The sequence below is a fragment of the Nocardia sp. NPDC051570 genome, from assembly GCF_044454005.1.
GTDB lineage: Bacteria > Actinomycetota > Actinomycetes > Mycobacteriales > Mycobacteriaceae > Nocardia.
On record NZ_JBITDI010000006.1, the window covers coordinates 458,195 to 483,140 of the forward strand.

The 24,946-nt window shown below is 65.5% G+C and carries 26 protein-coding genes and 1 pseudogene; 8 read left to right on the forward strand and 19 right to left on the reverse strand.

All coding sequences use genetic code 11. The features are described 5' to 3' along the window. The first annotated feature begins 124 nt into the window (after window positions 1–124). From ctaD to ACIA76_RS18365, 4 genes are all read left to right on the forward strand, one after another. The gene (gene ctaD, locus ACIA76_RS18350) at window positions 125–1,864 is read left to right on the forward strand and encodes a cytochrome c oxidase subunit I (RefSeq protein WP_397152993.1); all 1,740 of its coding nucleotides are present in this window, start codon (window positions 125–127) and stop codon (window positions 1,862–1,864) included. A 19-nt stretch (window positions 1,865–1,883) separates the two neighbouring features. Further along, on the forward strand, window positions 1,884–2,429 hold the full coding sequence (locus tag ACIA76_RS18355) for a YdcF family protein (protein WP_397152994.1): 546 nt from the start codon (window positions 1,884–1,886) through the stop codon (window positions 2,427–2,429). A 19-nt stretch (window positions 2,430–2,448) separates the two neighbouring features. After that, window positions 2,449–3,102: a class II aldolase/adducin family protein gene (locus ACIA76_RS18360; protein ID WP_397152995.1), complete on the forward strand. Its 654-nt coding sequence runs from the start codon at window positions 2,449–2,451 to the stop codon at window positions 3,100–3,102. Window positions 3,103–3,193: 91 nt separating this feature from the next. Continuing rightward, window positions 3,194–3,691, forward strand: coding sequence for a hypothetical protein (locus ACIA76_RS18365; protein ID WP_397152996.1), 498 nt, complete (start codon window positions 3,194–3,196; stop codon window positions 3,689–3,691). A gap of 39 nt (window positions 3,692–3,730) precedes the next feature. Here ACIA76_RS18365 and ACIA76_RS18370 read toward each other — a convergent pair whose 3' ends face one another. From ACIA76_RS18370 to ACIA76_RS18380, 3 genes are all read right to left on the reverse strand, one after another. Continuing rightward, complete coding sequence (locus ACIA76_RS18370; RefSeq protein WP_397152997.1) at window positions 3,731–4,294, reverse strand: hypothetical protein; 564 nt, start codon at window positions 4,292–4,294, stop codon at window positions 3,731–3,733. A 265-nt stretch (window positions 4,295–4,559) separates the two neighbouring features. Continuing rightward, the gene (locus ACIA76_RS18375) at window positions 4,560–5,444 is read right to left on the reverse strand and encodes a phosphotransferase enzyme family protein (RefSeq protein ID WP_397152998.1); all 885 of its coding nucleotides are present in this window, start codon (window positions 5,442–5,444) and stop codon (window positions 4,560–4,562) included. After that, the gene (locus ACIA76_RS18380) at window positions 5,441–6,751 is read right to left on the reverse strand and encodes an XRE family transcriptional regulator (protein ID WP_397152999.1); all 1,311 of its coding nucleotides are present in this window, start codon (window positions 6,749–6,751) and stop codon (window positions 5,441–5,443) included. The genes ACIA76_RS18375 and ACIA76_RS18380 overlap by 4 nt, the downstream gene beginning before the upstream one ends. Window positions 6,752–7,001: 250 nt before the next feature. Between ACIA76_RS18380 and ACIA76_RS18385 the strand changes: the two genes are divergently transcribed. Genes ACIA76_RS18385 through ACIA76_RS18395 form a run of 3 tightly spaced genes read left to right on the forward strand, consistent with a single transcriptional unit; the run spans window position 7,002 to window position 9,715 of the window. Then, a complete protein-coding gene (locus tag ACIA76_RS18385; protein ID WP_397153000.1) occupies window positions 7,002–8,018 on the forward strand; it encodes a Gfo/Idh/MocA family protein in 1,017 nt (338 codons plus the stop codon). After that, entirely contained in the window at window positions 8,015–9,268 is a 1,254-nt protein-coding gene (locus ACIA76_RS18390) for a DegT/DnrJ/EryC1/StrS family aminotransferase (RefSeq protein ID WP_397153001.1), read from the forward strand. Before ACIA76_RS18385 ends, ACIA76_RS18390 begins: the two co-directional genes overlap by 4 nt. Window positions 9,269–9,274: 6 nt before the next feature. Next, window positions 9,275–9,715, forward strand: coding sequence for an NUDIX domain-containing protein (locus ACIA76_RS18395; protein WP_397153002.1), 441 nt, complete (start codon window positions 9,275–9,277; stop codon window positions 9,713–9,715). 385 nt (window positions 9,716–10,100) lie between these two features. On the opposite strand, the gene yidC is transcribed toward ACIA76_RS18395, so the two are convergent. From yidC to ACIA76_RS18470, 15 genes and pseudogenes are all read right to left on the reverse strand, one after another. Next, window positions 10,101–10,859 (reverse strand): membrane protein insertase YidC, encoded by a 759-nt coding sequence (gene yidC / locus ACIA76_RS18400; protein WP_397153003.1) that lies wholly within the window; start codon window positions 10,857–10,859, stop codon window positions 10,101–10,103. 74 nt (window positions 10,860–10,933) lie between these two features. Continuing rightward, window positions 10,934–11,230 (reverse strand): DUF6412 domain-containing protein, encoded by a 297-nt coding sequence (locus ACIA76_RS18405; RefSeq protein ID WP_397153004.1) that lies wholly within the window; start codon window positions 11,228–11,230, stop codon window positions 10,934–10,936. Between the two features lie 53 nt (window positions 11,231–11,283). Further along, complete coding sequence (locus ACIA76_RS18410; RefSeq protein WP_397153005.1) at window positions 11,284–11,865, reverse strand: hypothetical protein; 582 nt, start codon at window positions 11,863–11,865, stop codon at window positions 11,284–11,286. 14 nt (window positions 11,866–11,879) lie between these two features. Beyond that, entirely contained in the window at window positions 11,880–12,836 is a 957-nt protein-coding gene (locus ACIA76_RS18415) for an MlaD family protein (protein ID WP_397153006.1), read from the reverse strand. Beyond that, a complete protein-coding gene (locus ACIA76_RS18420; RefSeq protein ID WP_397153007.1) occupies window positions 12,833–13,891 on the reverse strand; it encodes an MlaD family protein in 1,059 nt (352 codons plus the stop codon). Before ACIA76_RS18420 ends, ACIA76_RS18415 begins: the two co-directional genes overlap by 4 nt. After that, entirely contained in the window at window positions 13,888–14,970 is a 1,083-nt protein-coding gene (locus ACIA76_RS18425; protein WP_397153008.1) for an MlaD family protein, read from the reverse strand. The genes ACIA76_RS18420 and ACIA76_RS18425 overlap by 4 nt, the downstream gene beginning before the upstream one ends. Next, the gene (locus ACIA76_RS18430) at window positions 14,970–15,995 is read right to left on the reverse strand and encodes an MlaD family protein (RefSeq protein ID WP_397153009.1); all 1,026 of its coding nucleotides are present in this window, start codon (window positions 15,993–15,995) and stop codon (window positions 14,970–14,972) included. Before ACIA76_RS18430 ends, ACIA76_RS18425 begins: the two co-directional genes overlap by 1 nt. Beyond that, window positions 15,983–16,984, reverse strand: a complete 1,002-nt coding sequence (locus ACIA76_RS18435; RefSeq protein ID WP_397153010.1) for an MlaD family protein — start codon at window positions 16,982–16,984, stop codon at window positions 15,983–15,985. Before ACIA76_RS18435 ends, ACIA76_RS18430 begins: the two co-directional genes overlap by 13 nt. Continuing rightward, window positions 16,981–18,006 (reverse strand): MlaD family protein, encoded by a 1,026-nt coding sequence (locus tag ACIA76_RS18440; RefSeq protein WP_397153011.1) that lies wholly within the window; start codon window positions 18,004–18,006, stop codon window positions 16,981–16,983. Before ACIA76_RS18440 ends, ACIA76_RS18435 begins: the two co-directional genes overlap by 4 nt. A 6-nt stretch (window positions 18,007–18,012) precedes the next feature. After that, window positions 18,013–18,879: an ABC transporter permease gene (locus ACIA76_RS18445; protein ID WP_397153012.1), complete on the reverse strand. Its 867-nt coding sequence runs from the start codon at window positions 18,877–18,879 to the stop codon at window positions 18,013–18,015. 1 nt (window position 18,880) lies between these two features. Further along, window positions 18,881–19,726 carry an MlaE family ABC transporter permease gene (locus ACIA76_RS18450; RefSeq protein ID WP_397153013.1) on the reverse strand — a complete coding sequence of 282 codons (846 nt, stop codon included), beginning with the start codon at window positions 19,724–19,726 and terminating at the stop codon, window positions 18,881–18,883. Window positions 19,727–20,097: 371 nt separating this feature from the next. Continuing rightward, window positions 20,098–21,189 carry a calcium:proton antiporter gene (locus ACIA76_RS18455; RefSeq protein ID WP_397153075.1) on the reverse strand — a complete coding sequence of 364 codons (1,092 nt, stop codon included), beginning with the start codon at window positions 21,187–21,189 and terminating at the stop codon, window positions 20,098–20,100. A gap of 135 nt (window positions 21,190–21,324) precedes the next feature. Further along, window positions 21,325–22,437: a phosphate ABC transporter substrate-binding protein PstS gene (gene pstS, locus ACIA76_RS18460; RefSeq protein WP_397153014.1), complete on the reverse strand. Its 1,113-nt coding sequence runs from the start codon at window positions 22,435–22,437 to the stop codon at window positions 21,325–21,327. Window positions 22,438–22,597: 160 nt separating this feature from the next. Further along, a complete protein-coding gene (locus ACIA76_RS18465; RefSeq protein WP_397153015.1) occupies window positions 22,598–22,792 on the reverse strand; it encodes a hypothetical protein in 195 nt (64 codons plus the stop codon). Window positions 22,793–22,839: 47 nt separating this feature from the next. Beyond that, window positions 22,840–22,986: pseudogene (locus tag ACIA76_RS18470) on the reverse strand (pyridoxal-dependent decarboxylase); the annotation flags it as partial. A gap of 87 nt (window positions 22,987–23,073) precedes the next feature. On the opposite strand from ACIA76_RS18470, the gene ACIA76_RS18475 reads away from it, so the two are divergent. Further along, window positions 23,074–23,796 (forward strand): VIT family protein, encoded by a 723-nt coding sequence (locus ACIA76_RS18475; RefSeq protein WP_397153016.1) that lies wholly within the window; start codon window positions 23,074–23,076, stop codon window positions 23,794–23,796. On the opposite strand, the gene trpS is transcribed toward ACIA76_RS18475, so the two are convergent. Next, a complete protein-coding gene (gene trpS / locus ACIA76_RS18480) occupies window positions 23,760–24,767 on the reverse strand; it encodes a tryptophan--tRNA ligase (RefSeq protein ID WP_397153017.1) in 1,008 nt (335 codons plus the stop codon). The two genes, ACIA76_RS18475 and trpS, sit on opposite strands and share 37 nt — an antisense overlap. Window positions 24,768–24,946: the final 179 nt, after the last annotated feature.

Below are 24,946 nucleotides of genomic sequence, written 5' to 3' on the forward strand. Positions count from 1 at the left end.
CGGCTTCGGACCGTGATCATGACCGAATCAGCGAATACTCAGCGACTCAATGAAGATCGCATTCCGTCCAAACGATCTTGTGCCGGTGCCACACTCGGATCTGGTTGGGCTCGAGGAGGATTCTGTGACCACAGCACCGTCTCGCGGCGCCCCCGAGATCGAAGCGGTCAGGCCTTATCCGCGGCGGGTCGCCCCGAAGGGTTCCTATATCTGGGACATCATCACGACCACCGACCCCAAGCTGCTCGGGGTCATGTACATCGTCACGTCCATGGCGTACTTCCTCATCGGCGGCCTGATGGCACTGCTGATGCGGACCGAGTTGGCGCGGCCCGGGCTGCAGTTCCTCTCGCCCGAGCAGTACAACCAGCTGTTCACCATGCACGGCACGATCATGCTGCTGTTCTATGCGACGCCGATCGTGTTCGGTTTCGCCAATTGCGTTCTGCCGCTGCAGATCGGCGCGCCCGATGTGGCGTTCCCGAGGCTGAACGCGCTGAGCTACTGGATGTATCTGTTCGGCGCGACCATCGCCACCGCCGGATTCATCACCCCGGGCGGTGCGGCCGATTTCGGCTGGACCGCCTACACCCCGCTGTCGGACATCACGCACGCGCCCGGCGTGGGCGCGGATCTGTGGATCCTGGGCGTGGCGTTGTCGGGTGTCGGCACCATTCTCGGCGGAGTCAACATGATCACGACCGTGGTGTGCCTGCGCTGCCCGGGCATGACACTGTTCCGGATGCCGATCTTCACCTGGAACATCCTCGTCACGAGTGTGCTTGTACTGCTGGCGTTTCCGATCCTGACCGCCGCGCTGATGGGGCTGGCGGTCGATCGGCATCTGGGCGCGCACATCTACGATCCGGCCACCGGCGGGGCGATCCTGTACCAGCATCTGTTCTGGTTCTTCGGTCATCCCGAGGTCTACATCGTGGCGCTGCCGTTCTTCGGCATCATCACCGAGATCATTCCGGTGTTCAGCCGCAAGCCCGTATTCGGTTACACCACACTGGTTTACGCGACACTCGGCATCGGGGCGCTGTCGGTGGCGGTGTGGGCGCATCACATGTATGCCACGGGAGCCGTTCTGCTGCCGTTCTTCTCGCTGATGACCTTCCTGATCGCGGTGCCCACGGGGGTGAAGTTCTTCAACTGGATCTTCACCATGTGGCGCGGGACGCTGACCTTCGAGACGCCCATGCTGTGGGCGCTGGGGTTCATCGTGACGTTCCTGTTCGGCGGGCTGTCCGGGGTCATCCTCGCCAGTCCCCCGCTGGACTTCCACGTCTCGGATACGTATTTCGTTGTGGCGCACTTCCATTACGTGTTGTTCGGCACGATCGTGTTCGCGACCTTCGGCGGGATCTACTTCTGGTTCCCGAAGATGACCGGGCGCTTCCTGGATGAGCGGCTGGGCAAGATCCACTTCTGGACCACGTTCTTCGGCTTCCACCTGACCTTCCTGGTGCAGCACTGGCTGGGCGCGGAGGGTATGCCGCGGCGCTACGCCGACTATCTGCCCAGCGACGGATTCACCACGCTGAACACCATTTCCACGATCGGGTCGTTCGTGCTGGGGCTGTCGATGATCACGTTCGTGTGGAACGTGTTCAAGAGCTTCCGGTACGGCGAGGTGGTGACGGTCGACGATCCGTGGGGGTACGGCAACTCGCTGGAGTGGGCCACGACCTCCCCGCCGCCGCGGCACAACTTCTACGAGCTTCCCCGAATCCGTTCCGAGCGGCCCGCTTTCGAACTGCACTACCCGCATATGGTCGAACGCATGCGGACCGAGGCGCACTGGGGCAGCCCGACACCCAGCCGGGTCGTCGAGGCGGCGCACACAGAGACTCCACAGTAACCGCCGGTATCGTCGCGGTGTGCGCGCACTGCGACGAGCCGCGGTCATACTCGCCGCCCTGACCGTGCTGATCGCGAGTCTCGCGATCGCTGGCCTGCCGGTGTTCGTACATCCGCAGACCGATCCGCTGCGCCCGGCCGACGCCATCGTCGTGCTGGGCGGAACGGCATACGCGCGCTTCGATATCGGGCTGGATCTGGCCGAGCGCGGCTATGCGCCCGAACTGCTCATCTCCCGCTCCACCGGCGCCGACGATCCGGTGATGGACAAGTACTGCGCCCGCCCCTACCCCTTCCACGTCGACTGTTTCATCCCCGATCCGTGGACCACCCAGGGCGAGGCCCAGGAGATCGCGCGGCAGACCGCACTGCACGGCTGGCGGCACATCATCGTGATCACCAATACCCCGCACGTCTCCCGCGCGCGCTACATCGTCGGCAAATGCTTCCACGGACAGATCACCATGGTCGCCAGTCCCGCCGACACCGGGCTGCGCTATTGGGCATGGATGTACATCCGCCAGTCCGCCGGATACGCCCGGGCGTTCCTGAGTCCCGGCTGCTGAGAGCACCTAGGCTGATCCGATGCCGACGATCATGAACACCGAGCGTGCCGAGATCGCCGAGGTCTGCCGGGGGCTCGCGGAGGCGGGTCTGCTGATCGGGACCGCGGGCAATGTCAGTGTGCGCGTGGGTGATCGGGTCGCGGTCACCGCGACCGGGACGGCGCTCGGGCGGATCACCACCGAGCAGGTCACGGTCGTCGATCTCGAGGGCGCGGTGGTCGCCGGCGGCCTCGCCCCGACCTCGGAACTCCAACTGCACCTGGGGATCTACCGCGCCTTCGATTCCCGGGCCGTGGTGCATACGCACGCTCCCCGCGCGATCGCGTTCGGGCTGGTGCGCGAGGAGCTGCCGGTGATCCACTATCAGCAGCTGCCGCTCGGCGGGGCGACGCCGGTCGTACCCTTCCATCCGTTCGGGACCGCGGAACTGGCCGCGGCCGTGCGGGATTCGCTGACCGACAGGCAGGCGGTCCTGCTGGCGAACCACGGCGCGGTGACCGTGGGCGAGACGCTGGAGCAGGCGGTCGAGTATGCGCTGCTGCTCGAATGGGCCTGCGGGATCTACCTCGACGCGCGCTCGGCCGGTGTCCCGCGCCCGCTGTCCCACGCCCAGCAGGATGCGGTCCGGGAGGTCACCACCCGCCTCGGCTACGGGACGCCCAAACCACTCTGAAACTGTCGTACCCCTCCGGCATACTCATATCCATCGGACGCCGAACAGGTTGCACCACACAGTTATCCGCAACCCGAGGAAAGGCGTACCCATGTCCGAGCCGTACTCGTCGACGTCCGATGCCGGTGCCGCCCGCCTGATCGCCGAGGCCGAGCGACACCGGGAGTTGCTGCGCAGGCCCGTCGACGAATATCGCCGACGGGTGGCCGAGCGGGCTCGTCGACTGGACCCGGCGGTGGGCGCGGTGCTGACCGATCAGGCCGAGCGGCTCATCGCCGATCTGATGATCGTCCCGGCCCGCCACCCGGCGTTGGACGTCGCGGCGTATCGGGCCGTCCGAGACGGCCTGCCCGTCCGCTACGACGCCCGCCAACACCTGTTCGTGGCCCGAACCGCGCGGCGCGAGATCCACATTCGCCCGAACGGCCCGGAACGCAGGCTGGGCATCATCGCCCGCCTCGCGGCCTCCGGGGTGGACCTCGATCAGATCCTCACCGTCGCGGCGGTGGTGGTCACTCACCCCGGCGGCCCGTGCGGGGCGGAGATTCCGCCCGCCCGGGCGAGTGAGGCCGAGCAGTTCCTCGGCTAGGAGACCGGCCCGGGCACCCACACGGTGCCCGAGCCGGTTTCAATTGCCGCCGAGGTGTGGAACGAGGTCTGGAAATGGGTTCGACCCGTGGTGACATGTGTTGTCGACACAGATGACGGTGTCGCGATCGAACGGAGAATTGGGGCGATCCGGCGGGAGAGTGGTGCCGTCCACTGTCACCGACCCCAGGACGCCGCCGCACAAGAGCACGACCACGATCAGCGCGAGGAGAAGCAGGCTCACCGTCGGCAATCCGTTGCGCACATGGCCGGGCCCCCGAGTGGTGGCCGCCGCCTCGTGGCCCTCGGTGTAGTACACGGTCACGAAGTCGCCCTCGAGCCTGGTCGCCGGGCCGCCTCTCTCCTCGAACCGAACCACGCGGCCGTCGCGGGTCGTGAACTCGTACACGTGGTGCACGTCCGTGCGCACGCTCCAGTCCCCGCCACCGCTCGTCGTCGTGAACATCCGCAGACAACGCCCCTCCGCGGTCATTTCCCCGCCCCGACCGCGCTGGCGCTGGGTCGTCGTATAGACGACCGCAGCGACGATCAGAAGGACCACGACGATGAACAGACCGGTAACGTAGGTAAGCGTCACTTCCATTGTGGTCTCCCGAGATACGAACACTGCCCGCGAGCGCGAACTGTCCGGTTTCATCGAGAGCGTGCGTGGGAGGTTACGCGCGAAACGTCACTTCTCGATCATTGCGCTGCTCGTGATCAGACGACATCGCGTGAACAGCCTTCCGCACCGAATCCCACCCGAACTGGGACGATCTTCGGCCGCACGACATTCGCCGACCACTGTCCTAGCAATGCCCGTGCGTCTTCGGCAATCGGAGTAGTCGAGGTAGCCGTCCACCTCGAAATCACAACGCTTCCCACCGCCATGGCCGCGGCACTTTCCCTCGCAAACACGCGATCCGATGCTTAGCCTGCTGTGCTACAGCGGCGCTGGCAGTGGCCTGACCCAGTGCAAACCCCACCCATCTCAGTTCTTGGATGTCGGCGAGCACCCGGAAACTCGGTTGCGTGGTGAGATCGAAGCCTCCGTACGCCTCGACGAAGGATCGATAGTCGGCTTCCGACACGCGACTGAAATCGGTGTAGTCGACCGCGAGCTGGATGAGATCCCACTCCGGCCAGCCGAGTGAGACCTTGTCCAAGTCCAGCAGGATCGGTGTGCCTGACGCGGGAACGACGAGGTTACCTTGCCAGGCATCACCGTGAATTACGTGAAGTGCTTGTGGTTTCGGTAGTTCGTCGAATCGACGCCGTAGGTCGTCATAGTGCGATTGGAGCCACATTCGGTCTCCTTCGTCGGCCACATCCGAGGCAACCAGCCGTTCCCGGAGCGTGTCGAAAGGGTCGTACTCCGGCAGCTTTGGTTCGTTCGGTGGGGTGAGCGTATGGAGAGCGTGCAGCATAGATCCGAGTTCGGCTGGCGTTGCTGGCCGGTGGTCGGGGATCAGCCGCCACCAGGTGACAGGCCGGTCGTCGACTACGACCGGCTGGGGGAGAGATTCGACAGGCTCGACAGCCCTTATCCCGACGCTGTTCAGCCACTGCGAGATTCGCACCTCACGCTCAGCCGCCTCGCGGCTACCGCGTTTCCCGATCCGAGCCACGATGCCGCCCGCTACCTGGTAGATGGCATGGGACCCCTCCCGGATGATCCTTCGGCCATTCAGGTCGATGTCAGCCACCTGAGCAGCGTCGGCCAATACTTCGTCCGATGTTTTGGCCGCAGTCACGATTTCGCTCCCGACATGGTTTGGTGGGTGATGGCGTCTCGCAACTCGATCACGTCGCTCATCCGGCGGTGTCGCGAGGCGGCCGCAGCCAAGTTCCCCAATTCGGTCTGAATACGTTGGGAATTCAGGCGATCGGCCTGCGCGGTGGCACGAAGCCCGAGAGCGGCTGCCTCTCGCGGATCACCGAGCTGCATGGTCAACGTCGCGAGTCGGGTGAGTGAAAACGTCTGGGATCGCGGATATTCCATACCTTGCAGAGCAACTGCTTCGCGGATGCGTGGTGCTGCAAGTTCGATCTGTTGTCGAGATTGCGCTGCTGGCATCAGCGCCTTGCCGGTACTTCCCAGATGTTCGGCTCTGTCATAGAAGCACAGCCACGGTGCATCCGTGATCGGGTTGCGCTCAGCGAAGTGCTCGTCGGCGCGAGCCACCTCCTTCAGCGCTTCGTCGATACGACCCATCGCAGCCAGGTACTGGGCACGAAGGGCTGCGAGCATGGCGAGTGCCGTGGCTGACAGCCGATCAGATCTCACCTGCGCTAGTTCTATCAGCGACAGTGCGGCATCGGGGTTACCGACGTAGGCGATCTTCCGCGCCATGTCGGCGAGCGTGCTGGCACGCAGTTCCCATGACCCGGCCGCGTTCGCGCACCAATAGGCGAACCGAAAGCGCCGCTCCGCGACCGCGTGATCACCAGCGTCGTACGCGGCATAGCCCGCTACGCCACTGAGGTTCCCGATGGCTTCGAAGAGCGCGCGGCGGACCGCAGGCGAAGCTTGGCCTCGTACAAGACCTTGATATCGCCGAACATATTTCGTGGCAAGAAGATTCGCGTTCCCACCACCGTGCAGATTCTCGGCACCCGCCGCGACCTTGGTCGCCTCTCGGACCTGCTCAACCTCTGCCCAGCCGACGCGCCCGGTGGGAGTGTCGGCCGAACCCTCGAGTTCGGTGAGCTCGACCTCTGTGGCGCTTGGTTCGAACGGACTGAACAAGTCGAGATCCGTCGTCTTCTCAGGCTGATCCGCAGGCTTACGTCGGCTGCGGACAGGCGTGAAACCCAGCTCGGCGTCGGTAGCGTTCAGAACCACGCAGAAGGCTTCGCGGTAGGCGTCGTTCGGCCATCGAACGACGCCGCGTTCGTAGCGGGCAATGGCGCGGGCATCGAGCTCACACCGCTGCCCCTTCACCCGCCAGAGGAAGTCGTTGACCGCTTCTGCCAGCTCGGCCCTGCCCATGATTCGACCAGGGATGATGCGCGAGGCCGTAGCCTCGCGACGTCGTTGGAACTGCAGATTCGGTGGCATCCACACCCCTCACCGTGCCGGTCCGGCTCAGTTTATCCAGGCACAGATCCATCGTCGCTGATCGCGTGAATCTGCTCCGTAACTTGCCCTCTTCCTCGACGGGCCGATAGCCGACTGTGGAACCACAGTCCAAGTACATACCGAACATCTGGAGGATCAGATGAGACAGTGCAATTCGCTGTCCGTTCCCATCCCCGGGGCCACGCCGCTTCGGCCCCTACGTTCATCGGACACAACACATCCGCCTGCCATGCATGCCGTCGGTCACCACGCAGATGCCCTGAAAACGGCCGTCGTCGGTCTCGGCCACCAAGCGACGAACAGCCATCTGCCGTGCCTCGCGTTGTCCCCGGTCGCGCGGCTCGCGGCAGTCTGCGACGAGAATCCCGCCGTCCTCCGCGACCATCAACACCGGCTCAGCGTCCCGAGCTATGCCGACTTCCACGAAATGTTCGAATCCGAAGATCTCGATCTGGTGGTTGTGTGCGTGCCGCACCACGTCGGGCGCGAGGTCATCGTCGCTGCGGCCCAGCACCACATCCATGTACTCAAGGAGAAACCGTTCGCCACCACGCTCGAGGAAGCGACAGAGCTGGCCGAGATCTGTAAGAAGTCCGGCATCCACCTGATGGTCAGCCTGCAACGCCGCCTCGATCCGATCTACACCAGCTTTCCGCTGCTGGCCGACCGGATCGGTAAGCCGTTCCTGATCGAAGGCCGCTACACCATGCACGTCGAGGATCCTTCCGACGGCTGGCGCGGTTTGTCGGCGAAGGCCGGTGGAGGTTGCGTCATCGACATGGGCTACCACCTGATCGACTTGATCCTGTGGTACTTCGGCCTTCCGGATGAGATCACCGCCGACTTGTCGGTCGGCGCTCGGCCGGACCGGTGCTACGCTGCGGAAGACACAGCGCTCGTCCACTTTTCCTACGATGACGGCCTCTACGGCTCACTGCTGTTGTCTCGGTTCATCGGCCCGAAGACCGAAGAGCTAGGGCTGATCGGCTCACACGGCGCTGTGCGTATGGAGCGCAGCCGAATCCGGCGATTCACCAACGGCGGCAACATTATCGAGGCATTCGTCCGCAAGCCGACAGGATCCCCGGCTGGCGCCGATCAAATCGAGTACTTCGCCCGCGTACTCGACGGCAGTCGCCCGAACATCAGCAGTCCCGATGACCACGTCGCACATCTGGCCTTTGTCACCGCCTGCTACCAGGCCGCCCGAACCCGCGCCACCGTACGCCCCAAGGAGCTGTTGTGACCTCACCACTGGCCCTGCTGGGCGGCACACCTGTCATTTCGACAGGGGGGCCGCACTTTTCGTGGCCGCCTCTGACCGACGACACTATGACCGCTGTTTTCGATCAGCTCGAAGACAGCATCTCGGTCTACAACCGCTCCGGCGTCATCGCACGGCTGGAAGACGCGCTGCAAACCTACTTCGGAACGCGCCACGCCATTCTGACCAGCTCCGGCACCGCAGCCCTGTACTCGACGTACGCCGCCTGCGACCTCGGTCCCGGCGACGAGGTGATCGTACCCGCCTACACCTTCTTCGCGACCGCCACACCACTGCTGCATCTCGGTGTCACCCCGGTACTGGCCGATTCCGACGCCAGCGGCAACATCGACCCACACGATGTGCCTCACCGCATCACCGAACGTACGAAAGCCATTGTCGTGACCCACATGTGGGGCATGCCCGCCGAGATCCATCAACTCCGACAACTGGCCGACATCTACGGACTCCAGCTCCTCGAAGACGGCTCCCACGCCCACGGCGCGACCGTCGGAGACCAGAAAGTCGGCACCTTCGGCCGCGCCGCCGCATTCAGCATGAACGGACCGAAACCGTTGTCGGCAGGCGAGGGCGGCTTCGTCCTCACCGATGACGACGAGGTCTACTACCGCGTCCTGCTGCACGGCCAGTACAACAAGCGCTGCCGCGACGAAATCCCGCCGTCGCATGAATTGAGCCGCTACGCCGTAACCGGGCTCGGGCTCAAACATCGCATCCACCCAATCGCCGCAGCCATTGCCCTGCAACAACTTCCGCACCTGGACGACTACCTCGAAGGGCGGCAACGGATCGCCGAATACATCGGCGAGGAACTCGAGGGACTCCCCGGTCTTCTCACCCCATGGCACGAGCCCGACATTCAGCCATCCTGGTACGGCCTGACCCTGTACTACGACAGCGACGCCTTCGACGACGTACCGATCGAACGCTTCCACGCCGCCCTGCGCGCCGAGGGCTGCCACGACATCGACCGCCCCGGCTCGACATGCCCGCTCAACCTACTGCCGGTTTTCCAAAGCCCGGGGCCACTGTTCCCCGCGTTCATGGGCAAACTGGCATACGCCCCAGGCGACTACCCCAGGGCCGAGGAGCTCCATCACCGCACTCTCAAACTGCCCGTCTGGCATCGCGAAGCGGATCTGCCCTTGGTCGACCAGTACATCGAAGCCATCCACAAAGTCATCAAGCATCACACTGACCTGAAAGGATAGGAACTCATGGTGCACACATCACTGCTCGGGCAACTGACAGCCGACGCAACACGCGACGGAGTGCAACAACTAGTCGTCGGGGCCGTCGTTCACCACGACGGCAAAGTCCTCCTCCTGCAACGGCCATCCGACGACTTCATGGGTGGCATCTGGGAACTGCCCAGCGGCAAAGTCGAGCCCGGCGAAGCCCTCGACCAAGCCTTAATCCGAGAGGTCAAAGAAGAAACAGGCCTCGACATATCCCGCATCGGCGACTATCTGGGCGAATTCGACTACAGCTCCGGAAGTGGCAAGAAGAGCAGGCAATTCAACTTCACCGTCAACGTGACGTCGCCCGATCCTGTCGTACTTCAGGAGCACGAGGCCTACACCTGGACAAACCTCATCGAAGAGCCGCCGGTCACCGACGCAGTCAAGCAGGTGCTGACGCGGTATCAGGAGATCTGAACCACCGCAACACTTTTCAGCAATCACGGATAACCCCAGACGACTTCGGCACCCTTGCAGGCACACTTCTAAACACCCCCCGACGAGCACGACCGCCATGCGCAAGGGTGCGGCGAGGACGAACGTGAACAGCAAACTCCCCCAACGTGTTCCGGGCATCACGTTACTCATCCGACCCAGACCGCTCGCACCGCCGCCGGTAGAGCTGATCGCACGGATCGCCCGAGCTCTTGCCCAGGACAACGAGTCTTTCCTGCCCCCACGCCAATGACGGCAGACTACGAGGCCGACCTGGAGGCGTCGTGATCGCCTGGCAGGTCGGCCTCGTAGTCGCTGTCGGGATTCCGTCTATTGTCTTGGCGCTGGCCGTATTCTGGCCGCGACGTTAGAGCTCCGGAACCGCGCCGACCGGTTCCAGCCTACGGTGGACGTAGTGCTGCTGCAGGAAGGTCCAGGCGCTCGTCGTGGCGAAGTAGATCAGGATGCCCACCGGCATGACGAGCCCGGCGAGTAGTGAGGCGACCGGCAGCAGCCACATGCTCATTCGATTGACCAGGCGGATCTGCGGGGTGACCTCGGTCTGGCGGGCGACCGCGGCGCGGGCGGTGCAGTGGGTGGCGATCGCCGAGGTCAGTACCAGCGGGATGATCAGGAGGGCGACCGAGACGAGTGCGCCGCCGGACTGGGCCAGCGTCGCCGACAGCGGGGCGCCCAGCACATCGGCCTGGAGGAAGGATCGCACCTGGGCGGCGGGGAATACGTAGTTGCCGCCGGTGTGATCGAACGAGCGCAGCACATGCAGCAGGCCGAGGAAGATCAGCAGCTGGCCGATGATCGGCAGGAATCCGGTGAAGATGTTGAACTTGTGCTCGCGCTGCAACTCCCGCATCCCGCGGGCCAGCGCCTCGCGATCGCCCGCGAACTTCTCTCGCAGCTCACGGGCCTTCGGTTGCAGCTCGGCCATGGTGCGCGCGAATCGCACCTGCGCGAGGAACGGCCGATACAGCATCAACCGCAGCGTGACGACGAGGAAGACGATCGCCAGCGCCCAGGACAGTCCGCTGGCCGGGCCGAACACCGCGGCGAATCCGGTATGCCAGACCCACAGCACGGCCGATACCGGGTAATACACGAAATCGAGCATGATGGGAACACCTCACGTGTGGCACCCACAGGGGGTGAAATGTGAATGGGGTCAACGAGACAGCTGATACGAGATCAGCGGTCGTGACCCGGTGCCCTGGGCCGCGCTCGGCCCGCGGTGTCTGGATTGCTCTGTCGCAGAAACGATCCCCGGCGGCGTTGCAGCGCCGAGACCGGCGGCCCCGCGCGCAGTGCCAGCGGTAGCAGCGGCACCCGCGCCGAATGCGCCGCGACCACGGCCAGCGCCAGCAGCGCGGCCGCGCCGACGGCCAGTAGCGAACTCGGTTCGCCGGCCGGGAGCAGGATCGCCGCCCATGCGGAGACGACGAAGGCGCACATCATCAACGCCACCGAGCGAATCCGCATCGTCATGGTTCGAGGCTACCGCGCGCCCCGCGACGCGCACCCTCGCGACGACCCGCGTGTCACTGCTTGGGCAGCGCACCCGCCATGCCGCCGACGTCGGCGACCTTCCAGCCGCTGTGCGGATCCACGTTCACCGTGTAGGTGACCGTGGTCTGCGCGCCCTCGGGGGTCTGGGCGCTGGTCGAGGTGACGTTGAGGAACACGTCGACCTTGTAGATCCCGTTGTCGGTGTTCATCACCTTGGCCGCGACCGGGGTCGCGGTCGAGGTCCACTTCAGCGGAACCAGGATGTCCTGCAGCTTCGGCGCGGTGGCGTCGAACTTGTTGGCCAGCTGCGGGGTGGTGTTGGTCTTGAGCTTGGCGATCCAGGAGTTCACGTCCTGGAAGTTGATATTCGAGGCCCCGACCGCGTAGTCGGTGGCGACCTGTTCGGCGTGCTGGTCGGCGGCGGCCGCGGCATCGTGGTCGCTCACCTGTCCGCGCGCCGAGACCCACAGCGAGGCGAAGACGGCGGTCGCGGCGATCAGCGCCACCCCCGCGACCGCGACCGCGACGGTCGACAGGCGGATCGACACGGTCTTCGGAGTGCTCTCGGTGCTCTCGGCTTCCTGCTTCGGTTCGGTCACAACATCATTCGACATCGCGTCCTCCATTCCTATTTGAGGGCTACCCGCACCTTGACGGCGCCGTCGGCGCTGACATCGGCGAGGGCTTGGGAGATCAAGGCGGAGATATCGATCCGCGGCGCGGCGGCGACGATCGCGTCGACCAGCGGGCCCAGCACGGTGGGCAGGGCACTGAGCTCCGGTTGCAGCTCCCGCAGCGCGTGGATGTTCTTCTCGGTGAACGGGGCGATCCCGTTCCCCGTGGTGTATTGATCGATCGGCTCGCTGTCGACCATGCGGCCGACGTGAGTGACCAAATCGTTCAGAGCCTGGGTGAACTCGACCCATTCGGGCGCGGCCGCGCTGAACGACGGGCCCACCCAATCCATATTCTTGGCCGTGTTCTGGAAGCTGTTGAGCAGCGAGACGATCTTCGGATTGCGGCTCATGATGGCCGCCGCGAGGAGATCTCCCGACCGCGACAGATTGGGTATCGCGCTGTCGGTGTCGGTCAGGGATTTCTCGGCCGTATCCACCAGCGAGCCGACGACCTTCGGATCGATCTGATTCAGCGTCTTGGTGGCCAGCCGGGCGACCTCCGGAATCGACAGCGGCATACGGACATTCGCCGTCTTCAGCTGCTGACCGTCGCGCACGTAGGGGCCGCTACCGGAATTCGGCCGGAACTCCACATAGGGCTCCCCGAGCGCGGACAGATGTTCGATGGTCACCGTGCTGTCGGTAGGCACATGGCGATCGGCCGCGAGCTTCAGGCCGACCTCGACACCGCCGCCGCTGTTGGCCACCGAGCTGACCCGGCCCACCTCGATGCCGGTGAGCAGCACCGGCGAACCCACGGCGAGCCCGCCGGAATTGGTCAGCACCATGGTGGCGTGGGTGTAATCCGCCAGCGGATTCACCCGCACCACACCGAAGGTCAGATAGCCCGCACCGAGCACGGTGATCGCGGCGATACCTCCCAGCGAGGCGAGCGGCCCGAGTTTCATCGGACGACTCCGATCATGCGAAGGGTCTGGAGAATTCGGTCGGTCTGATCCTGAATCGGCACGGGCGCATCGGTTTTCACGCCGGTGATATTCACCTTGGGCCCGTGTTCGGCGAACGGGATGATCTTGTCGCGGATCAGCGCCACCAGCGCCTGCAGATTCGACGGCTGACTCAGATCCAGCGGCCGCGCCGAGGCCAGGAGCGGCAGGAATGCCTGCACCGTGCTGTCGGCATTGGTCAGCAGCGGGCCCAGCCAGGCCAGCGAGGTGCCGATCGGGCCGAGCTGCTTGAAGATCTTGGTCACTCCGATGACGGACGGGGCGATGCCGTTCATCTGATCCACCGAGGCCTGATTGAGCAGATCGGCGAGTACGGGCCGGATCCCGTGCAGCACATTGGTGTTGTTATCGATGCCGTCGAGCAGCGAATCGAGCGCGTCGAGATGATTGCCCAGATCGACGGCGTCGTCGGCCATGGTCTTGCCGATCCGCGCGGTCTGGGCGGTGTCCTTGGGCAGGACGTCGTTGATCTGATTGATGGTGTCCTGCACCTGCTGCACCGCGCCGCCCTGGGTGAAGGTGGCCAGCGCGGCCATCGAGTCCTCCAGCTGGACCGGCGGTTTCGTCTGGGCCAGCGGAATCGTGCCACCGGCGGGCAGCAGCTTGTCGAATCCGTTGGGCGGGGTGATCAGCGCGACGTGGATATCGCCGAGCACGGTGTTCTGCCGCAGTTCGGCGAGCGTGGCCACGGGCAGCCGTACCGATCGCGAGATCCGGGCATCGACCTGCACATAGCCGCCACGGCCGCCGGTCTTGGCCGAATCCATCACCGACACACCGGAAACCGTGCCGACCTGGGCGCCGTTGGCCATGATCTTGGCCCGCGCGGGCAGATTCAGCACGTTGGCGAATTGGATGCGGACGTTGTAGGTGTCCCCGGACACCTCGGCCCCGGGCACCGGGACCGAGGAGGGGTCGAACGCGCAGCCCGCGACGGGGAGCGCCGCGGTCAGCGCGACCGCGAGCCCGGCGATCATCCGTTTGCGAAACCTCATCGCGCACCTGCCAATCCGAACACCAGGGCCGCCATATCGACCTTCACCAGCCCGCCGTCGGCGGTGCATCGCCCCGGCGCCAGCACGTTCACCGCCGCGCACACTTGATCGGCGTTCGGCTGGGCGAGCGCGACCTTCGGTGGGGCATAGGCGATTCCGGACTGCCCGACCGATCGGAACGCGTCGGTCAGCACCGGCATCATCGAAACGATCTGGGACAGCGAGCCGATCCGCGCCCGCAGGAACTTCACCAGCGGCACGGTGAAATCCAGGGTCTTCAGGATCGGATCGCCGAAGGCGGTGGTGAGGTCGTTGAGCACCGGAAGCAGTGCCGCGAGCCCGTCGATCACCTGCGCGCCCGGTCCCAGCAGATCGGTCCGCGCCGCGATCAGCGTCGGCGCCAAGCGGGTGAACATCGATTCGATATCGCCCCAATGGTCTTCGACCTTCTTGCCGACCGAGGAGAAGGCGTCGAAGACGCCGACCAGATGGCCGATATCGGCGTCGGGCGAGGCCATCGCGCCGCTGAGCTTCTTGATGATCTCGTTGATCTGCGGGCCGGTCCCCGCGGTCGCCGTATCCAGTTCCGACAGCCCGTGGGCGAGCGCGTTCGGCGTCTTCGAATCGGCGCCGTCGATCTCCTTGGACAGCTGCGCGACCGCGTTCAACGTCTCGGTGACGCTCTTGGGTGTCAACGTCTTGGTGATGCACTGCGAGGGGTTCCAGCGCGCGGTGTCCTTACCGCTGGACACCACCGCCAGCTGCCGCGCCGCGACGATGCTGTCGGCCAGCGTGGTGGCGCCCGCATCGGCGAAGACCGGTTCGTCGGACTGGACGGCGAAGTCGACCTTCACCGATTTGCCCTGTGCGGCAATCGAAGTCACCGACCCGACCGGGATGCCGCGCATGGTGACCTGATTGCCGACGTACAGGCCGACGCTATCGGGCATGATCGCGCAGTAGCTCTGCGTCTTCTTCAGCGGATCGAAGGCGATGAGATAGCCCACGACCACCACGGCGATGGTCACGAGGGTGCCGGCGACCGACATGAAGGCCCGTGATCCCAGGAGCTTGTGCATCAGCAATCCCTCCCCGGCACCGGGACGCAGACGCGGGCGTTTATGGTCTGACCGGATTGATCGACCTTCGCGCCGTCGTCGGGAATGGCCATCTTCGAGACCTTCTGCTGCATGTCCTGGATGGAGGAGACGACCGGATCGAGCCGGTCGAGCAGCCCCTCCATCCGCGGCACCGCGTCGAACAGCGGCTGCAGCTTGGGTTTCAGCTCGGCATAGATGGGCGAGATCGCCGCGGCCTTGCTGAGGACCGACTGCAACAGCCGCAGGCCCTCGCGCAGTTCGGCGCGCTTGCCCAGCACCAGATCCTCCATGAGGTTGGTGGCCTGTACCAGCCTGCCCAGCGAGCCCTTGGCATCGTCGTACAGGGTCACGTACTCGTCGGCATTGGCGATCGCCTTGGAGATCATCACGTGCTGGCGATCGAGATCGTCGACGAAGCTCGAGAGGCTGTCCAGGGTGGTGCGCAGCGTGTCCGGCGCTTGGGCGACCGAGGTGCCCAGCGCGGCGAGGTTGCGCCGCAACGTATCTCCGTCGATCTTGCGCAGCGGCTCGGCGGCGTCCTGGAAGGTCTGCACGAGGCTATAGGGCAGCCGGACCCGATCGATCGGAATGTGCTTGGCGCCCAGGGGTTGTGTGCCCGAGGGGAACAGCGCCACGTAATTGCCGCCGACGACGGTCAGCATGCGCACATCCAATGTGGACTGATCGCCGACGAAGACATTGGAGTCGACGGTGAACCGCATCAGCACCCGATCTGGTTGCAGCTTCAGCGATTTCACCGTGCCGACGGTGATTCCGGCGACCCGGATATCGTCACCGGCCTTCACCGACTGCGCCTCGGACAGATCGGCCGTATAGGTCTTCTTGCCGAACGGGACGACGTAGAGCACGCCCGCCCCGACCGCCAGGGCCGCGACCAGTGCGACACCGATCACACCCAGCCGGATCTCGCGCCGCCGTTTCTCCGGATCGCCGACGACCCGGCGATCGGCGAACAGGCCGCGCAGCGAACTCATCCCGCGCATACCGCCACCTGCTGTCCTGCGATCAGTACCCCGAGCACCTGCGGCACATCGGCATTTCCCTTGGAACACTGCGGTTTCCAGCCGTCGACGCCGGACTTGGGGATGGCGGAGTCGAAACCCGCCAGCAGTCCGGGCAGCTTGTCGAATATCGCGAGGGCCTGCTGCGGATCGGGGAAGATCTTGTGGATCAACGCGTCCACATCGTCGGGGGTGCGCAGGCCGAGGGCGTTGAACAGATTGTCCAGCGGGCCCAGCACCGAGGGTGCGGCCGCCGCGAAGTCGGCCAGCCCGGCCATATTCGTTTGCAGACCGGAGAAGATATCGGCGAGCCTGGCCAGCAGCGGCGCCATGTAATGGATCCTGCCGCCGGCCGTATCGTGCAGGTCCGACAGGTTCTGCAGAACCTTGTCGATGACCGCCTGGCGGTCCTTGACGTGGGCGGCGAGCTTGTCGATCGCCTCCACGGCGGGTCCGATGCCGTTGCCGTCGCCCTCGATCAGCGCGACCATGCTCGCGCTGAACTGGTTGATCTCCTCGGGGGAGATGGTGGCCAGCACCGGTTTCAGGCCATTGAACATGCTGGTCACATCGAACGAGGCCACGGTGTGGTCGGTGCCGATGGTGGCGTTGCCCGAGACGCGCTTACCGGGCTGCGGCTGCTGCTGCAGGTCGACATAGCGCTGGCCGGTGAGGTTCTGATAGCGAATGGCCAGTTTCGAGTTGTCGTAGATCGGCGCATCGGTCTTGAGCGACAACCGGACTCGCGCCTGTACACCATCCAGAGAGACGCCGTCGACCTTGCCGACCTGCACGCCGTACATGCGCACGTCGTCGCCGACCTTCAGGCCGTTGGCATCAGTGAACAGCGCGTCGTGCGCTTCGGTGGGTCCCGGCACCGGGCGCTTGATGGCCGCGCAGACGATGGCGAGCACGACGATCATCACCGCCGCGAACAGTCCCAGCCGCCACGCGGCGGCACTCACCTTCATCGGGCGCCTCCCAATAACGGTGCCAGCACGGGCATTCCGCTCAGATCGATCTCGGTATTCAGCACCGGCCCGTTCGGGGTGTCGGGCATCGCCGCGCGCAGCCGGCGCAGCAGCTCGGTCAGATCGCCGCCCGACTGCTGCGGCGTCGGCACCATCTGCGAGAGCAGGCGCAGGACCGGCACCAGCATGTCGGTGGTGCCGGACAGGTCGTCGCCGAGCACCGAGCCCAGATGTGCGATACCCGGGAGCAGGGTGTCGGTATGCATCCGCACGCCGGCGTCGAAGGCATCCCGATTGCTCTGCAGCCGTGGGAGGTTGCGGATCATGTCCACCATCACCTCGTTGGCCCCGGCGAAGTTGCCCGCGCCGTAGAACGCGGGCCCGAGCCGGGCCGCCAGTTCCGAGGGCGGCATGCGCTGGTTGTCAGTCACGATCTGGGCCACCTGGATGATCGACTGCGCCAGCGGCGTGAACGCCTTCATGTTGTGCTGGACCTGGCCGATCACGGTCACCATCTGCGGTGTCAGCACCGAATCGCCGGTCTGCGACAGGCTGCGCAGCATGCTGCCCATGGTGGCGTCGAAGATCGCGGAGGCATTGTTTCCGGTCAGATCGATGACGCTGTCGTTGCGCAGCGCGTCACCGCCCGAGCCGCGGCGCAGCTCGATCTCGCTGATGCCGAACAGATTCGCCGGAGCGTAGTCGACCTGCAGGCTGTCGTCGATGCCGTGCAGCTGGGAACGGTTCAGCCGCAAGGTGATTCGCTGAGTTCCCCGTTCGTCGGGGCTGATCGCGGTGACCGTGCCGACCTGCACACCGTCCACCCGCACCGGGGTGCCTTCCAGCACACCGTCACCGATCTGCTCGGTATGCAGCGCGATCTGTAAACCGTTGTCGGAGCGGAACTCCCGGTACAGGCATACCGTCGCCACCACGGCGGCGATCACCCCGATCGCGATCGTGCCGACGAGCCGGGATCGTTTCTTGTCGACCGCCACTCCGGGCATTGCGTACTTCGGCATTCGCGTTTACCCCGTGAAACTGATCGTCGCGTTGAAACCCCAGAGCAGGATCGTGAGCACCATGTCGATGCCGACGATCGCCACCGACGAGGCGCGCACCGCGCGCCCCGACGCGATGCCCACGCCCTCGGGTCCGCCGGTGGCGAAGAAGCCGTAGTAGCTGTGGATCAGGATCACCACGGTCGCGAAGATCGCCACCTTGATCACCGCGGCGATCACATCGAATCCGGCCACGAACTGGAAGAAGTAATGGTCGTACACGCCGCCGGACTGGCCGTGCACCAGCGTGATCAGTCCGCGGCAGGACAGATACGCCAGGATCAGGCCGATCAGGAAGGTGGGCACGATCGCGATGGCCCCGGCGATCACGCGGGTGGTCACCACGAACGGCACCGAGCGCAGGCCCATGGCCTCGATGGCGTCGATCTCCTCGGAGATGCGCATCGACCCGATCTCGGCGGTGATGCGGCAGCCGGCCTGGGCGGCGAAGCCGATCGCGGCGGCGATGGGCGCGAGCTCGCGGGTGGTGGCGTAGGCGGAGACGATGCCGGTGACCGGGCCCATGCCCAGCATGTTCAGCATCGTGAACGATTCGACGGCCACCGAGGCGCCCATGACCAGGCCGAGCACGATCATCATCGGAACCGTGCCGCCACCGACGATGACCGAGCCGCGGCCCCAGGTCATATCGGAGATGATGCGCAGCGTCTCGTCGCGATAGTGCTTGAGCGTCAAGGGAATCGACGACAGCACCTGCCAGACGAACGAGAGCACGAAGCCGAGCGATTCGAACCGGGCGGAGATCAGGCCGCGGCGCCGGTAGAACCGGGAGAACCAGGCCAGGCCCTTGGGCATATAGGTCGAGGCAGCCATGTCACACCAGCCTTGTCGGCAGGAACATCTCGACGATCTGGGTGACGCCGAGGTTCACGATCGCGATGGACACCACCGACAGCACCACCGCGGCGTTCACCGCATCGGCCACCCCGCGTGGCCCGCCCTTGGCCTCGAGTCCGCGCTGACAGGCGATGACCACCACCAGGAATCCGAACAGGGCGGCCTTGAGCAGCGAGACCCACACATCGGCGACGGTGGTGAAGGAGCCGAAGGTGGCCCAGTAACTGCCCGGGGTGACGTTCTGGCCACCGACGGCGACCGCATAGCCGGCGACGACGCCGACGAAGATGATGAGGATGTTCAGCAGCGGCGCGACGAGGATCATCGCGACCAGCCGCGGAATCACCAGGCGCGGAATCGGACTGATACCCATCGTGGTGAGCGCGTCGATCTCCTCGCGGATGGTCCGCGCGCCCAGATCCGCGGCGATCGCCGCGGCGCCCGCGCCGCCGAGCAGGAATCCGGTGGCCAGCGGGGCGCCCTGTTTGATGACGCCGAGCCCGCCGGTCGCGCCCAGCAGCGAATCCGCGCCGAGGGTGTGGATGAGGTTGCCGACCTGCACCGAGACGATGACGCCGAACGGGATCGCGATGAGAATCGCCGGGATCGCCGTTACGGTGACCAGTCGCCACGCCTGCTGGATCGTTTCGCGCCATTCGAACTGCCCGCGGGTGATCCCGGTGACCGTACCGGTCACCGATTCCCACGCGATGTCGACCGCTCGGCCGAAGGTCCGCAAGGACGAGACAACGGTGTCGGAGAAGTTCTTGCGGACGATGCGGACCGCGGAGACGCTCGAGCGAGCCCTGGTCACCGACGCCATGCGTGGTTCCCACTGGGGCGGTGTGTCTCGAGTTTCAATTCAATCTCTCCGTGATCGTCGACACTGCCAACATGAAGCTAACGGTGACAACTGGTCACAGTAAAGCCGATCACGGTGTGACCATCGCCTCTAAATCGATTGCCGAGGACTAGCTATAGGCACTGGTCAAGAGCACGGAATCTAAGTTGATGACGGTTCTGATACGCGTTATCAGCGCAAATCCGCTATAGGTGTGATGCAGGTCATGTGATTCAGCTAACCCAGGGCCTCCCTGGTCAGACGACCTGTTCATACGTTCGACACATCAAGACCGGTTGAAGATAATCTCGTCAGTAAGGTTTCCGCAATTTCCATTTGGGACTTTTGCGACATCAAGGACTAACTGCCAGGAACACGAAACCCGCGAAGAGAACCAGATGCACGCCGCCCTGCAGCAGGGTGGCCCGGCCGGGGACGACGGTCAGTACGCCGACGACGACGGTCAGTGCCAGCAGGACCATTTGGGTCGCGCCGAGGCCCAGGGTCAGCGGCGTCGAGAGCCAGATGGTCGCCACGGCGATGGCCGGGATGGTCAGGCCGATGCTGGCCATGGCCGAGCCGAGGGCGAGATTGAGGCTGGTCTGCACCCGATCGCGCCGGGCCGCCCGCACCGCGGCCAGGGTCTCCGGCAGCAGGACGAGCATCGCGATGACCACGCCGACCGCCGACCGCGGCAGACCCGCGGCATGGACGCCGTGCTCGATCGAGGGCGACACCATCTTCGCCAGCCCGACGACGCCGACCAGCGCGACCAGCAGCAGCGCCAGGCTGACCAATGTCGTTGCGGTGGAGGGTATTTCGTCTTGTTCATCGGGATCGTTGGGATCGTCGGAGGCCTCGACGGGCAGGAAGTCGCCCGGATGCCGGACCGTCTGCACCATGACGAACAGTCCATAGAGCAACAGCGAGACCACCGCGGCGAAGGCCAGCTGCGAACCGGAGAACTCCGGACCGGGCTTGCTGGTGGTGAAGGTCGGCAGCACCAGGCTCAGCGTCGCCAGGGTCGCCACCGTGGCCAGCGCCGCGCCCGTGCCCTCGGCATTGAATACCGCCACCCGTCGGCGGACCGCACCCACCAGCAGCGATAACCCGAAGATCCCGTTGCAGGTGATCATCACCGCCGCGAACACGGTGTCGCGGGCCAGCGACGAGGCGTCGTCACCGCCGGAGGCCATCAACGTGAGGATCAGCCCGACCTCGATCACGGTCACCGCGATCGCCAGCACCAGCGACCCGAACGGCTCCCCCACCCGATGCGCCACCACCTCGGCATGCTGCACCGCCGAGAGCACCGCGCCCGCCAACGCCAGCACCAGCACGATCACCGCGGGGCCCGAGGGATGAGTGAACCACGCGATCGCCAGGACCACGGCGGCGAGCAACGGAACAACGGTCGTCCAGTGTCGGGTCAGCGCGCGCATCATGTCTCCCATGATCCCAGCGAATTCCCAGCGTCCGGGCAAAAGAGACAATGATCGCGATCATGTCGGGCGAAGAATCAGTCTGCTGCCCGATGGCTATCGGGCAGCAGTGTCTGAATCGGGTTGGCGGCGCTCGAGTTAGGAGATGCCCGCGATGGTGTCGCGGACCTTCGCGGCGATATCGGCGGGCAGCGGAGCGTAGCCCAGGCCCGCGAGGACCGATTGGCCGTCCGCACTCGCGATATAGGTCAGGAACGACCTGGTCGCCGGGAGGGTGTCGGCCCGGTTGCCCTTGTCGCCGACGATCTCGTAGGTGACCAGGGTGATCGGATAGGCGCCCTCGGCCTGGGTGCCGTAGTCCAATTGGAGTGCGAGATCCCCGCCCGTGCCGACGATCATCGCCTGGGCCAGCGCCCGGGACGCGTTATCGGAGGTGGCCTCGACCGGGGCCGAGGCGCCGGTGGCGAGCTTCACCGTCTTGATGCTGCCCGCGGTGGCATAGGACAGCTCGAAGTAGGAGATGGCGCCCGGGGTCTGCCGGACCTGTGCCGAGACACCGGCCGAGCCATCGGCCGAGGGGCCACCCGTGGTCGGCCACGACTGGGCGGGCGCATAGGGCCACGACTGAGCCGCGGCGGCATGCAGGTATCGGGTGAAGTTGTCGGTGGTGCCCGACTGATCGGAACGGTGGAACGGCTGGATCGCCAGATCGGGCAGCGCGGCGCCGCGGTTGAGCCTGGCGATCGCGTCATCGTTCCACCGGGAGATCTTGCCGTCGAAGATCTTGGCGAGGGTGTCGGCATCCAGGACCAGGCTGTCGACTCCCGGCACGTTGTAGCCCAGCGCGATCGGGCCCCCGACCATCGGCAGGTCGATGGCCTGACCGCCCTTCAGGACGTCCTTGGACTTGGTGATCTCGTCGGGTGTGAGGGCCGAGTCCGAGCCCGCGAAGGCGGTCCTGGCCGCCAGGAAATCCTGGATGCCCGCGCCCGAACCCGTTGGCTTGTAGTCGATCTGAATGTTCGGACAGGCCGCCGTGAAGGTCGCGACCCAGGAGTCCATGGCATTCTTCTGCGCCGACGAACCCGAGGCCGACAGCTGGCCGCTGCCATCGCATCTGATATCGGCGGCGTGCCCGGCGCCCGCGGCGCCGTAGACCACGGCACTGGTCAGCACCACCACCCCGGCAGACGCAGCACCGCGTCCCAGTGCCGAGCTCACCCAAGACTTGTTCACGAGAGATCGCCGCATATCGGCCTCCTCATCGAAGGTTTGGTGAGCATGACGCTATCCCCGAAATGACTGCGGGCCAATAGATTTCACTGCCAACACCCTGTTTGTACAGCTGCGTGACGTCAGCCCTCGCGGGGAGTTCTCGAACGAGTCATCTTCGGGGACTTGATATTCGGTGTCAGTGCGCGTGGTCTCGCAACAGATCCCAGGCCGTCGCGATGTGCTCCTCGGTGGTGGCGGGGGATCCGATCGCCAGGCGCAGCGTATAGGCGTCGTTAATCTTGGTGTGAGTGAGGAAGATTCGACCGGAGACGTTGACGGACTCCAGGAGGTGACGGTTGGCCTCGTCGGTGTCGCGCAGCCGGAAACACACAGCGACAACGGATGTGGGGCCATGAGTTCGAAGCGGTCGCGGTAGTCCACCACCGCACCCGAATCGGTCGCGTTGTTGCGCAGGAATTCCGGGAGCACCGAGAGTGCGTCGATCAGCGCCCGGCGGTCGGCGACAGAGAAGGCGTCGCAGTCGAAGGTGGTCAGCGGCCATTTATGTGGGTTGGTGGCGTAGGAGTCGGCGTATTCGCCGACACCTCACCTCACGGATGCTACCGGCGCTGCTCCGCCGATTCGGTCCCTCGGCGGCCTAGTCTGCTGGTCGTGGACCAGACCAGTGACAATGCCACCCACCCGCATGAACCGCACGCCCAGGGACTGGCCTCGCGACTGAACTGGCTGCGGGCGGGCGTCCTGGGCGCCAACGACGGGATCGTGTCCACCGCGGGCCTGGTGGTCGGCGTCGCCTCGGCGACCACCGGCACCACGCCGATCCTCACCGCGGGTGTGGCCGGACTGGTCGCGGGCGCGATCTCGATGGCGGCCGGTGAATACGTCTCGGTCAGCACCCAGCGCGACAGCGAGAAGGCGCTGCTGTCGAAGGAGAAGCGGGAACTGGCCGAGGAGCCGGACTACGAACTGGCCGAACTCACCGAGATCTACCGCCGCAAGGGACTGTCCGACCGGACCGCTCGCCAGGTCGCCCAGGAACTCACCGCCCACGACGCCTTCGCCGCCCACGCGGAGGCCGAATTGGGTTTGAACCCCGAGGAACTCACCAGCCCGTGGCAGGCGGCGATCTCCTCGGCGATCTCGTTCACCGTCGGCGCGCTGCTACCGCTGCTGGCGATCCTGCTCCCACCGGTGTCGTGGCGCATCCCGGTGACCTTCGCCGCGGTGCTGGTGGCGCTGGCGATCACCGGATCGATCAGCGCCCGGCTCGGCGGCAGCAATCCGCGCCGGGCGGTGCTGCGGGTGGTGGTCGGCGGCGCGCTGGCCATGGCGGTGACCTACGCGATCGGGCGGATACCGGGGGTTGCGGGGTAATCGGCGGGGAGCAGGCCGATCGCCTCGCGTGCGGCAATCAGCTTGGGGCGTGCCAGTTCTCGCGCCGCGGCGGCCCCGGAGGCCAACAGCTCGCGCAGGTCCGTGTGGGCAAGTGTCGTATAGCGGCGCTGAATCGGCTCGACCATGGCGACGACCACATCGGCCACCGCGCGCTTCAATTCGCCGTAGCTACCGAAGGTTTCGGCCGATCGCGTCGGTTCGGCGCCGGTGCAGGCCGACAGGATGGTGAGCAGATTCGCGACGCCCGGTTGCCGCTCGGGGTCGTAGCGGACCCGCGCGTCGCCATCGGTGGTCGCGCGCATCACCTTGCGGCGCAACACCTCCGGCGGATCGAGCAGACGTAGCGAACCCGCGGCCGAAACCGATTTGCTCATCTTGTCCGTCGGCGTGATCAGATCCATGATCCGGGCGGCCACCGGCGGATTCACCGCCCGCGGCACCGTGAACACCGGACGGTAGGCCGCGTTGAACCGGATCGCGATATCGCGGGCCAATTCGACATGCTGGCGCTGATCCTGCCCCACCGGCACCTCCTCGGTGTCGTAGAGCAGGATGTCGGCGGCCATCAGGATCGGATAGGTCAGCAGCGACACCCGAACCTGTTGTCCGCGTGCGGATTTCTCCTTGAACTGGATCATGCGCCGCGCCTCGCCGAAGCCCGTCGCGCATTCGAGCAGATAGTGCAGTTCGGTGTGCTCGGGTATCTGCGACTGCACCGCGAACAGCGCGCGATCCGGATCCACCCCGCAGGCCAGCAGCAGCGCCGCGAATTGTGCCGTGCGCCCGCGGACCTCGGCCGGATCGTGCCAGAGGGTCAGGGCATGCAGATCGGAGACGAACACGATCGTCTCGCCCGGCGTCTGATCACGTACCAGGGGTTCGATCGCACCGAAGTAGTTGCCCAGATGCAATTCCCCGGACGGGGTGAAGGCGGTGAGTCGTCGAGGCATGAGCCGGTCCTTTCGGAGCGGACCACCCGGCGGACCAGACCGTCACCGGAACGCGAGACGGCCGCCCGATCCGGGCGGCCGTGGGATATCGGAATATGCATGAGGAGGCCGCCCGTCAGGGCAGCCACCACGCGCGATGCATCTCGGTTCGCATGGCTCGACGGTATCGCGGTCCGGCC